Below are 11,708 nucleotides of genomic sequence, written 5' to 3'. Positions count from 1 at the left end.
TCAATATAGATAATTTTACGAAATTCCTTTTTTGTCGAAAAAAAACACCCCTCCTAATAAAGAGGGGTGAAATATTTATTGGTTAGTTAGTTTCAATTAAGCCGTATTTGCCATCGCTACGTTTATAGACGATGTTCGTACCATCTGTTTCTGCATCTGTAAAGATGAAGAAGTCATGACCAAGTAGGTTCATTTGAAGAACAGCTTCCTCGTGATCCATTGGTTTTAATGAGAATTGTTTAGTACGCACGATTGTTAATTCGTCCTCTTCCTCAGTAACAGCCGCTGCAGTCGGTGGTTGAACAGTAGCAAAGTAATAGCCTACACCTTCACGCTCACGGAATTTTCGGTTCACTTTTGTTTTGTGCTTACGAATTTGTCGCTCAAGTTTGTTGATAATTAAATCGATCCCTGCATATAAATCTGCATTGCGCTCTTCAGCACGTAATGTTAGGTTTTTCATAGGAATAGTTACTTCAACTTTAGTTTGCTTATCATTGTAAAGCTTTAAGTTAACGTTAGCTGTTGCTTCGAAATCTTCGTTGAAATAACGCTCCATTTTTTGGATCTTGTTTTCAACGTACTCTCGAATTGCTGGAGTCACCTCAATGTTTTCACCACGAATGTTAAATGTTAGCATGTAAACTCCTCCTTTATTTCAACCATGTCTTACTAATTCTACATTTCCCTAAAAACTCCTTCTTAAACCGGAAAAAACTTTTAAAAAATTTAGGAATTCTGCAGAATTTTGTCGAAATATTGAACACTCAATTATCAGAAGACGTTTTATTAGTAATCACTTCAGTGCGTCGTCTCGCTTTGAGTTCTGAAATAATCATCTCTTCAACCGCTTCATCTTCTTCTAAATCAATGCCATATACATACGAGCCATTACCTGATTTTTTCCATTTCACTTCACCTATTGTACGTATAGACTTCGAAAAAAGAACAAACATTAACTCCATTCGAATTAAATAATTCTCCGCAGGCAAATTTAAATGTGTCGATAACCTCAAGCCACTCGGACTCATATCTAAAATCAAACAGTCCACTTTACTCGATAATTTACCCTGTTCTTTGCCATCCATACACAAACGAAATTCCGCTTTCACAGGCTCTTGAAGAATATGGCGAAACGACTCCAAGCGATTATATTTCATCAGAACTCACCTTCTCTTTTTATGTAAAATCCATTATATACAAATTGTTTATATTGGTAAATGTATAGGTAAAAACGATTATAAAACCCTCCTCATTGGGGTGAGGAGGGTTGAATTGATTTTTTGCCATCTAATGTTTAAGCAATTGTCATGACATCCCTTATATGATAACCATAATGACTCAAGGCAGGTTTAGATGTTAATTTTTATTATCGTAAAATGTTCCGTCTCTAAACACTTTTTTATACGGGTCCATATAAGCATGTACAGACACTTTCTTTTTCTGTTGTACCTCGATATCTCCACGAATGTCTTTTAAATACATTTTAAGCGTTGTATCTAGTTTCTTTTCCATCTGGAGTAGCTCTTGACTAAAAGCTTTTTCCTGATCAGTGAAAGGCACTTGAATCGTTTTCTGCAATTCATCTCGTTTATTGAGCAATTGATCCACTTGCTCAATAACACCGTCTCCTAATTCCTCTTTACGCACTACAAGAATACGTATCAATAACTCCGTTGTACTTTTCCAAGCTAATAAACTGTCGCGAATCATATTGCACCTGTTTGGTCGTATTGCTTTTGACGGTTAATTTGAATAACTTGCTTCCACGTATCTCGGAATTCAGTTGTCAATCCAATCACTTCATCAATTTTAGATATGTCATTATAAATGTTCGCTTCAACTAACAGATTTAACATATAGTCATATAAAGCCATCATATTTTCAGAGACGGAATGGGACATATCTAATGTAATCATCAATTCACGAATAATATTTTGTACCTTTTGGATATTCGTATTTTTCATTTCGATATCTTTTATTTCAATTGCTTTTTTGGCCTGATTTAAAAATTTTAAGCAACCATTATACAACATTAATGTCAATTCACCAGGGGTAGATTGAATGACACTATTTTGTTGATAAGCTTTATATGGATTATGCATAGCCATGAAAAACACTCCTCTTATTGAAACGTTCCCTATCCTGTTACTGTCCGCCACCAAATGCATTCATCAACTGCGCTGATTGTGAATTAGCACGTTGAATCGCTGTTTCCATAGCAGAAAACTGCTTGTAATAACGTGTTTCAATTTGTTTAAGACGAACTTCGAATTTACTAATTTGATCGTCATATCCTTTAAGCTGACGACCAATAGTAAATGACGTATTAACTGAACCCGAACCCCCCGCTTTTTCTGTCAGTTTTTTACGACTTTCTGTAATGACTGCACGCATTTTCGTTACTACACCTGTATCACTTGCCGTAGTACCTGGTTTTGCAAATACTTCATATACTTTATTTGGATCGGCATTGATGGCTTCTCTTAATTTTTTTTCATCTATTTCTAATTTACCATTGGCTGAATAATCCTTTGTTGTCTTGATACCGATATCACTTAAGCTAATCTTTCCTGCAGTTCCTGTTATAGTACTCCCTAAAGCCGAACGCATTTGTTGCAACATACTTGTTAAGATAGGTTCGTTTTTAAGTGTACCACTTTTAGCTTTCTCTTCCCAAAGCTCAATATCCTTCTCTTTCATATCCTTTTTTTGCTCGTCAGAAAGAGGTTGGAAATCACGATATTTCTTTTCGCGCACTTTAGTATTTAATTCTTCAATCAATTTATTATAATCATCTACAAATTTCTTTACCGCGTCAACTACTGTATCCGTATCAGGAGAAGAACTAAATGACACTGGAATTGACGTCACTTGTTTTAAAGAAATTTCAAAGCCATTAATTTGGAAAGAATTACTATTACGTTGCGTTTCCAAACCATTAAAAGTGAATTCCGCATTCGTTCCTAGTTTACCATTTTTATTAGATTCAGCTACTACATTATCAGAATCTAATTTAAAAAATGTAGCCAAATCTCCACTTACTTCAATTTCAGCATTATCTTTTCCACCAATATCTCCAGAGTTTTTAGCTGTCAGTGCAATCTTGCCAGAAAATGAATCATAAAAAGCAGTTACGCCAGATTCAGTATTGATTTTCTTTAATACTGTTTCTAAAGAATCCTCACTTGGATCAAACGTAATTTCCTTTCCAGCTTTTAATGTACCATCCTCAGCAATTGCATTAATCGTAATAGAACCAGTACCTGTAAAACCTAGATCATTCATTGTCTTTTTTGTATCAAAACCTTTACCTATTGAGTCTTTACTCTGCATAGAAGCTTGAGATGCCAATTGAGAAATGGCTATAGTTCCTGAAAAATCAGTAGTTGCATTTATCCCCTTAATGCTAACCGCATCTGGTGAGGAAATGTTCACTTTTTTCGCTAAAAAAGTAGATGGTTTCAAAATAGTATCAAATATATTATTACTGAAATCATTCAGCTTTCTATTAACCGTACGATAATCATCCAATTGCCACTGTGTATATTGTTTTTTTTGTGTGATTTTATCTAAAGGAACTCTCTGAGCCTTCATTAAATCACTAATTATCTTATCCGTATCCATGCCACTAGCTAATCCGCTAATACGCATACTATCACCAACCCTTTATATTTTTTTGTCGACAAAGATTCCAACAAAGTCGAGCATGGCTGCATATATATCCATCAACTTTTTTGATGGAATTTCACGAAGAACCTCATCTGTTTTGGAATCCACTAAAGTTACATAATATGTCTGCAACTCTTCATGAAACTTGAAGCGCAGCTCTTTATTGGCACTTTCCAAGAACTTATTCATACTATCCGTCATCTTTTTCACTTTATCAGCTGGGATAAACTCTTGCTCTGCTTCATCAGGTGAGAATGTCTGGGGAATTACCGAATTAGAAACTGGACTTACACTTTCCGCACCATCTAAACTACCTGCTATTTGTGAAGTTTTGTTTACTTGTACATTCGAAATAGACTCAGAAAATCGATTGACCACACAAACTTACCTCCTTTTATATACATACTCTTAGCGTTTATATCGGGTGAGAATGAATGATTTTAATAAAAATTATCCAAATAAGAAAATTTATCCATAGTTACTTTATTTGTTGAGGACAAGTTTGGCGTAAATTAAAGTATTTTCAACAAATTTCATATTATTTTCTCATCTAAAGAATCGTAATTTCCAGATCATTAAAATTAACATATTTATTAATCCTTCACTTTCGTTAAGGTTTAATTACCGATTGATTTATTCTCTATTTTTCAAAACTAAAATCCCCCAAAACGAAGTCCAAGGGATAAGTTACATCAATTATTCAGACAAACGTGTTTGTTTGAACTTTCACTTTTGTTCGGGTGACTAGCACCGCTATATTTATATATCCAACTTTGACAAAATAAATTCGACGAAATCTAACATTCTTAAAGTGGTGTACAACACAATTACTCTACTCTAATTAAGCACGTTTATTCTCCAAATACATGTTGGTACCTAGTACAAAATCTAATTAAATAAATTCATAATAGTTTTAACATTTTCATTATCAACTTGACCAGTTCATTAATTTCCAGTGCAAAGTCGCCATATCTTTTATGATTTCTATCGCTCTCAAACCCGCTTCATTTTCAAAGTATCTTTCGTATAAGATTTTTTTAGATGCGTCAAAAATCTATCTAGTAAGTGTGATTTCTACAATTTTTTCTGAATTAGTTTCACAATATATCATAACTATTACAAATAACGGAAATGAATTCCGGTATAATTACACTTACTATTTGCCATTTATATTACCGAAATTTAAAAGACCATGGATTAATTCCATGATCTTTGTTAAAGAACTCCTTGTAGTTATTGGTTGGCTTGACTTACAACTATGTCTTTCGATTATAGAATAGACTATATCTTCACCCTATGTTTACCCAAAAAATTTTTCTTATTACTCGGGGGCATATAGACACCTAGAGAACACATTATTGTGTGACATTTCTAGACAAAGCAACCTGAATAGATTCACTCCAAGCAAAAAATGTTGGATATAGATTATCATTTACAACCTTGACTCTCGTATCATAATGATCAAAATGACCTTCTAACATAAAAGCTGCTTCGGTCACTTCTTTAAATTGTTTGATCGCTTGTTGAATTTTTTTATCATCAATAAATAATCGTTCAAGCAATATATTTGTTTGGGCAATTGAGAAGAATGATTGAATAATATCAGATAAAACTAAATCACCTTCAGTTTTACTGAAATCAGTAAAACTAGCTTTGACATATTCGAACCCCTCTTCAATACCAAACACTGTGTTTAAGTACTGCTGACATAGATGCAATTGTTCTTCTGTTAAGTGTTTCAATCAAAATCACCAGTTTCGTTTATTCATTTAATTTCTTTTAATGAGTACTTTTCGTCCAACTAATTCTTTACTAAAATAGTCATATAAGCCATGGTGTTAAATCCATTATCCTTTAAAAAATCCGATACTTTACTTAAGTAGTTACCGTTGTGTTCAATAGTCTTTGCAAAGGACTGGATTAGTTTAATTACTATATCTGTAGTTAATCCTTTATGGAACCCCGCCAAACCAATCAAATGCAACTTAATCATTGAATAGTGTATTACTAACATTACATAATCTTCAAATGGCGTTTTTAGCCCCAATGGAAACATATTCTTAAACACATGGTTTACAAGATAATTTTCTAAAATATACTCATGCTCGCTCATAAAAGGTTCATAAAATAATTCGTATGACTCTTCGTACTTTTTAGTTACTTCTTCAATCTTAGCTTCCTCTGTATATTGAATACCCAACAGCATTTCTTGTAAACACTCAATATACCTAGGATTGTTAACACCTTGCTTAAAGCGGGCGTCTACGAGAACTTTACAGAGTTCAATTTGGATTTGTATATTTGAGGAAACGGTAGAGAGCAATTCCTTTATTCCTTTATTCGCCATTAAATTCGTATACCGTACTATGTTATCAGGAATAAGATGAACGTCCCCATTGTCAACAAGCTCTTGTACCTTTTTAATAAACATTCCAACAATAATTAATCTTTCCGATAAAGTATATGAACGATCTTGAAGTACTTGGATACTAAAAATACGCAACTCCCAAAAATAGCTTTGTACATTGATTTTTAACTTTGGATTTGTGGTAACCATTTGCTTTGAAATATAGCCACGTGTATCTGAATGTTCTTCTAATTGTTCGAATTCCATTCCTTTTGGATTTAATAATGCTAAACGAGCCGCCTCTGGGCAAGACAGTGTTAATGATTTTTCTATAATCCCGTTAACCTTATTTAATGTTCTTGGGTATATTGCACATGTATTAGAAAGTAAATCAGGCCCTAGGTTCAACTGGATCTTACATAGATTTTCCTCATTTAAAAATGAACATTTACCTTCTTTATCCATTTGGATTTTAGCATATGCTGCTGATGAAGCTTTAGAACGCTGTCTAGTAACTTTTTTGTCTAGCAGAGGTTTTAATTCAATATCACGTGTTTTTCTATATTGTTTGTAAGTATCCTCATCTATCTCTACTCGCCATCCAGCACAGCAAGTATCTTCGCAAGCAGAACCTATGCAAGAAAAATCACTCATGTATTGTGGGGTAAGTATAGGTCTAGTTTTAGTCTTTTGTGTCATATGATTACGCTCCTTCTTAGGTTACACCACTAAAATCGATGCCTTATACATAGGGAGTTTATTAAGATGTCTATTTTAGTGTTGTAAAAAAAGAAAGAGATTGGGAAATATCCCAATTCTCTTTCGAAAAGTATATAGATTAACGTAATAATTGAAGTACGCCTTGTGGTTGTTGGTTGGCTTGAGCAAGCATTGATTGAGCTGCTTGAGAAAGAATAGAGTTTTTAGTTTGTTCCATCATTTCTTTTGCCATGTCAACGTCACGAATACGAGATTCCGCAGCAGTTAGGTTTTCAGATGCGTTGTTTAAATTATTGATTGTATGCTCAAGACGGTTTTGGTTAGCTCCAAGATTTGAACGAGTACTTGATACACTTCCAATTGCAGCATCAATTTTTGCTAAGTTAGCATCAGTGCTTGCTTTTTTTCCATCCCATACTAAATCACCAGTTGCAACACCTAAGTCTGTTGAGTTAAATCCTTTACCAGCACCAGACTCAATTTTAACATTAAGTTGTTGTTTTGTGTTCGCTCCAATTTGTAAATCAAAATCATACTTACCATCTAACAACTTTTTACCATTAAATTCTGTACGTTCAGCAATTCCATCTAGCTCACTTTGTAATTGAGTAACCTCGTCACTAATGGCTTTAAAATCTTCAGTTTGATTCGTTCCTTCATTACCAGCTTGAACCGCTAGTTCACGCATACGTTGAAGGATTGAATGCGTTTCATTCAAGGCACCTTCAGCTGTTTGAATTAACGAGATACCATCTTGTGAGTTACGAGAAGCTTGGTCTAAACCACGGATTTGTCCACGCATTTTTTCAGAGATTGAAAGTCCAGCAGCGTCATCTCCAGCTCTGTTAATACGAAGACCTGAAGCTAATTTCTCCATTGATTTAGATTGTGCATTAGTTGCGCTACCTAATTGACGGTGTGTGTTAAGTGCTGCGATATTGTGATTGATAATCATGTTTGTTTCCTCCTTGGAATATGTTGTTCACATCCATGTGAACAATTTGTATTTAGTCAAGAATAGGAGCCGGTAGGACCCGTTTTTCTTGCTTACATAGATATTATCGGAAGCTATTTTATATGTTTAATAGTTTTTGAATTATTTTTTATTTTTTTTGTCGACATCTTTAATGACTATTATTTCGGTTTAAATATATCAAGATTTTGGATGACCGCTTCTGTATTGGAAGTAGAGACATCTTCTCTTAATTCGCCACGGATGACGTCGATATTTCGTGGGGCACGAATGCCGATTTTGACTTGATCGCCTTTTACTTCTGAGATAACGATTTCCACTTCTTCCCCAATCCAAATTGTTTCTCCGACTTTACGTGATAAAACTAACATGAAATCACCCCTTTATGCTTTCTGTAGAAAGTAGGTGACGAATCGCAAAGTTTTCATTATTTAAAATAACTTGTTTTGCTTTATAGTTTGTTGTATTTAAGACGATTGGCGCTTTTAAATTGATAGTCGATTGTTCAATTGTTTCTTTCAGAGAAACAATTGCAAAGATCGCTACTTCCTTTTCATCCTGAATTTGCAAGGCATGTACAATCGAATCTTCTAATTCAAAACTATAATTTGTTGTGACGGTGTATGGATTAGTGATGATAAATGCTAGTTCTGCTGTTTCGAGTGATTGCAATACGAAAAACATGTCATTGCTCTCTACTGGTAGTAATACGAACTGTTTTTCATCTTCGAATCCCGGGATGCCATGTTCAAAGTAAATGATTTGTGATGCTTCCACTTCTATTTCACCCATATAGGCTGTTTGTATTTTCATCTTATTTAGCTCCTTATAAAAGCCAATCTATATCAAGAGTGGCATATTGGATCATCTCGCCCGTTACTTTTCCAGGCGTGTAGTTATGGATCGGCTTATTTGCTCTAGAGTTGTTGATGACTTGTTGTGGTTCCACACGAATATCTACACTTCCGGGCTCAAAACTGATTTTCACACTACCATAGGATGGAACGAATTGAATACCTAAGCCCGAATAAGGTTGACGACCAGATGAATGAGCTTGTGATTTAATCGGATTTCCACCATTTTCGATTCTCATTAGTTCGCCACCTTGTTCTGCACGGCGACCGATGCCTTCTAGAACGCCTTGGTGACCATCTGCTGCAAACTCTTCCATTCTTCTGCGGACGCTTTTCAAGTCGATATCAGCACGCGCTTGTTCTGTATCAATTGAAAGTTTTGGTTTTGTCGTTTGCATTGTTTGAATCGCTTTAGGCTGCTGAATGTCTAAAGTTGCCTGTGGTTGTTCAATTTGCTGGACTGGTTTTTGAATGTTGAGTCCTAGCAGTGCTCTTGTTGAGTGTATTTGAAGTTTTGGGATATTCACCTTTTCGTCCCCCTTTAAAAGAAAGCGTTTGGAACATGGTGTCCAAACGCTTTTTAGTATTTCCAAGTGTCTCGAGAAGAATGTATTCCTCTTATTTAGAGACATCCGCATTTTATATTAACGTAAAAAGTCAGTTAAAGTTGGTTGAAGTATACGAGCGCCAACTGAAAGGGCTGCACGATGAATGGATTCTTGAGTAATCATATCTGTAATGGCTTTGTCATATTCAACGTCTTCGTTTTGAGACATTTGTTTTGTCGCAATAACCTCTTGTGTTTGTAGACGATTATCCATTAGTTCTACACGATTTTGACGTGCACCTATGTCAGCACGGATTGTTAAGATTTCATCTGTTTGACTTTGAATTTCGCCGATTGCCTGGCTGAAATCTATGGCACCGGATTTAATGTCTTCGAACATTTTATCTATACTTTTAAATACATCAACGGCATTTGTATTTACTTTTAAGGTAATTCCGTCAAACACTTCAATTTCTACACTTTTTTCAAATGGAGTAGGGTTTGTCGGATCTCCGCTAGTTGCTGGATATCCATTTGTAGCGTCGTATAAGGGCGTAGTCGTTAGCGTACCACTAAATAAATATTTATCCCCAACTTTTGAATTCGCCATATTCTGGATATGTTGTTGAATCTGATCTAATTCAATTTGAATTTTCTCCCTATCTTCATCGGTTAAAGTACCGTTCGCCCCTTGTGTCACTAGCTCCTGTACACGTTGCAGAGATGAACCTACTTTATCAAAAGCATCGTCCGTACTGTCTAGCCAGTTATTAACTTCACCAATATTACGTTGGAATTGTTCTACTCGTCCAAGTGCAGTTCGATAATCGATTCCTTTCATCGCAACGACTGGATCATCAGAAGGGCGAGTTATTTTTTTTCCCGACTCAATTTGACTTTGAAGTTTCCCCATTTTCGAGTAACTGTTCGATAAATTTCGTAGCATATTGCTTGAAAGCATGGATTGGGTTACGCGCATTTTATGTTCCTCCTATTAAAGTCCTGTACGGCCCATGCCGTTAATTATTTTATCTAACGTTTCATCAACCACTGTAATCATACGAGCAGATGCATTGTATGCTTGTTGGAACATAATCATATTCGTCATTTCTTCATCTAGTGAAACAGAACTTACAGATGCACGGCGTTCTAATACGGCAAGTTGTAATGTCTCTGAACTATATTGCATTTTTGAAGCTTGTTGCCCATCTACTCCAAGTTGTCCGATGAGCCCTGTGAAATAGGTTTGTACACTTGTATTACCTAAAGCGGCTAAACTCGCAAATTTCATATTGGCTAGTTTTAAAGCGAATTTACCGTTACCTGGTTCAGGGGTTCCTGGAGCTGAGTCAGATGCTACGATTTTGTTGGGATCATCAACAATATCTTTAGAAATCGTAATATTGCCTGCGTCTATTGTACCACCTGCTGTAGTACTAACAAAGAATTCCCCACCTTCTTTGCCATATAGATCTGAACCTTTTGGATAGTCAGTAGATCCATCCCCCATATGAATCTTGTTAAATTCCTCTGCAAATGAGTTTGCCATTAAGTTTAATTTCGCAATCATATCGGTTAAAAGCCCTTTTTCAACTGATGGTATCGAGCTATCCATATAGCCATATGAATTTATGAGTGATTTTAATTTTCCTGTTTCATTTAAATCTGAAAAGGCAATTGTATCGGCAACAGTTGCATTACCTGCTGCATCAATTGTCACAAGAGATAATCCTTCAATTGCACCAGTAGGAGTTACACCGTCAGTTGGTTCTGATGGAGTTGTTCTAAATTGCTTGAAGTCCTTTCCATTTACTAATTCAACAGTTTTTCCATTTAATTTCACCGAAACTGTTAATGAACCTTCCGCAATACCTAAAGCATTCCCACCTGAAGGTACTCTTTGTGTTTCAATTGGAAAGTAATTAGACAGTTTATCAATTAATACATCACGAGCATCATACAAATCATTTGGCATATAGCCATTTGGTTCGACGGCTTGTATTTGTTTGTTAAGACTTGCAATTTGCTCAAGAATGGAGTTTACGTCTTTCAACGAAACACCAATTTCTTTTCCTGTATTTTTTTGGATATCGGAAAGAGATTTATGCATATAGTTAAATGAGTCTGCTATTGCTTTAGCTCGCTGAACGACAACCGCACGTGCTCCACCGTCATTTGGATGGGCGCTTAAATCTTCAAGAGATCCCCAAAATTCATCCATTGATTTGGATAAACCGTAATCTGATGGTTCGTTTAAGACGTCTTCCATCTGTGTGATAATTTCAGATTTGGATTGCCAATAGCCTAATTTATTGTTTTCCTGTCTATATTGCCTATCTATAAACTCATCGCGAATACGTTGTACGGAACCTGCTTCTACACCAGTACCAATATGGCCAGGAGTCTTTGGAGCGTTAAGACCAGCCCCAGGATAACCTAGTGTTGCTTGCATGTTAATACGTTGGCGAGAGTAGCCAATTGTATTAGCATTCGAAATGTTGTGGCCTGTTGTATATAGGGCACTTTGTTGTGTGTATAGGCCTCGTTTACTTGTTTCTAATCCCATAAATGTGGAGCGCATTTTATTTCCTCCTC

General features: G+C 35.5%; 14 protein-coding genes. All 14 read right to left on the bottom strand.

The genetic code is table 11. The features are described from left to right. Nucleotides 1-82 precede the first annotated feature (82 nt). On the bottom strand, nucleotides 83-640 hold the full coding sequence (hpf, locus tag ACQKM9_RS01025; protein WP_427731863.1) for a ribosome hibernation-promoting factor, HPF/YfiA family: 558 nt from the start codon (nucleotides 638-640) through the stop codon (nucleotides 83-85). Nucleotides 641-767: 127 nt separating this feature from the next. Further along, nucleotides 768-1,160: a PilZ domain-containing protein gene (locus tag ACQKM9_RS01020; protein WP_427731860.1), complete on the bottom strand. Its 393-nt coding sequence runs from the start codon at nucleotides 1,158-1,160 to the stop codon at nucleotides 768-770. 199 nt (nucleotides 1,161-1,359) lie between these two features. Next, complete coding sequence (locus ACQKM9_RS01015; RefSeq protein ID WP_427731858.1) at nucleotides 1,360-1,713, bottom strand: hypothetical protein; 354 nt, start codon at nucleotides 1,711-1,713, stop codon at nucleotides 1,360-1,362. Further along, nucleotides 1,710-2,111 carry a flagellar export chaperone FliS gene (gene fliS, locus ACQKM9_RS01010; RefSeq protein WP_427731856.1) on the bottom strand — a complete coding sequence of 134 codons (402 nt, stop codon included), beginning with the start codon at nucleotides 2,109-2,111 and terminating at the stop codon, nucleotides 1,710-1,712. The genes ACQKM9_RS01015 and fliS overlap by 4 nt, the downstream gene beginning before the upstream one ends. Before the next feature lie 37 nt (nucleotides 2,112-2,148). After that, complete coding sequence (locus ACQKM9_RS01005) at nucleotides 2,149-3,654, bottom strand: flagellar hook-associated protein 2 (protein ID WP_427731854.1); 1,506 nt, start codon at nucleotides 3,652-3,654, stop codon at nucleotides 2,149-2,151. Between the two features lie 15 nt (nucleotides 3,655-3,669). After that, nucleotides 3,670-4,050, bottom strand: a complete 381-nt coding sequence (gene flaG, locus ACQKM9_RS01000) for a flagellar protein FlaG (protein ID WP_427731852.1) — start codon at nucleotides 4,048-4,050, stop codon at nucleotides 3,670-3,672. 977 nt (nucleotides 4,051-5,027) lie between these two features. Further along, nucleotides 5,028-5,414, bottom strand: a complete 387-nt coding sequence (locus ACQKM9_RS00995) for a hypothetical protein (protein WP_427731851.1) — start codon at nucleotides 5,412-5,414, stop codon at nucleotides 5,028-5,030. Nucleotides 5,415-5,473: 59 nt separating this feature from the next. After that, a complete protein-coding gene (gene fliB, locus ACQKM9_RS00990) occupies nucleotides 5,474-6,718 on the bottom strand; it encodes a flagellin lysine-N-methylase (RefSeq protein ID WP_427731849.1) in 1,245 nt (414 codons plus the stop codon). A gap of 139 nt (nucleotides 6,719-6,857) precedes the next feature. Further along, nucleotides 6,858-7,694 (bottom strand): flagellin Hag, encoded by an 837-nt coding sequence (gene hag / locus ACQKM9_RS00985; RefSeq protein WP_427731847.1) that lies wholly within the window; start codon nucleotides 7,692-7,694, stop codon nucleotides 6,858-6,860. A gap of 179 nt (nucleotides 7,695-7,873) precedes the next feature. After that, a complete protein-coding gene (gene csrA / locus ACQKM9_RS00980; RefSeq protein ID WP_427731845.1) occupies nucleotides 7,874-8,083 on the bottom strand; it encodes a carbon storage regulator CsrA in 210 nt (69 codons plus the stop codon). A gap of 4 nt (nucleotides 8,084-8,087) precedes the next feature. Continuing rightward, complete coding sequence (gene fliW / locus ACQKM9_RS00975; protein ID WP_427731843.1) at nucleotides 8,088-8,525, bottom strand: flagellar assembly protein FliW; 438 nt, start codon at nucleotides 8,523-8,525, stop codon at nucleotides 8,088-8,090. Between the two features lie 13 nt (nucleotides 8,526-8,538). Beyond that, the gene (locus ACQKM9_RS00970) at nucleotides 8,539-9,093 is read right to left on the bottom strand and encodes a DUF6470 family protein (RefSeq protein WP_427731841.1); all 555 of its coding nucleotides are present in this window, start codon (nucleotides 9,091-9,093) and stop codon (nucleotides 8,539-8,541) included. 117 nt (nucleotides 9,094-9,210) lie between these two features. Then, nucleotides 9,211-10,092 (bottom strand): flagellar hook-associated protein FlgL, encoded by an 882-nt coding sequence (gene flgL, locus ACQKM9_RS00965; protein ID WP_427731839.1) that lies wholly within the window; start codon nucleotides 10,090-10,092, stop codon nucleotides 9,211-9,213. A 15-nt stretch (nucleotides 10,093-10,107) separates the two neighbouring features. Continuing rightward, a complete protein-coding gene (gene flgK, locus ACQKM9_RS00960) occupies nucleotides 10,108-11,694 on the bottom strand; it encodes a flagellar hook-associated protein FlgK (RefSeq protein ID WP_427731837.1) in 1,587 nt (528 codons plus the stop codon). Between the last annotated feature and the right edge of the window lie 14 nt (nucleotides 11,695-11,708).

Origin of the sequence: Viridibacillus sp. NPDC093762 (genome assembly GCF_050279675.1) — a bacterium.
In the GTDB taxonomy this organism is placed as follows: Bacteria; Bacillota; Bacilli; order Bacillales_A; family Planococcaceae; genus Viridibacillus.
Note: the sequence above shows the minus strand (reverse complement) of the source record. Positions and strands in the feature narration are given on the sequence as shown.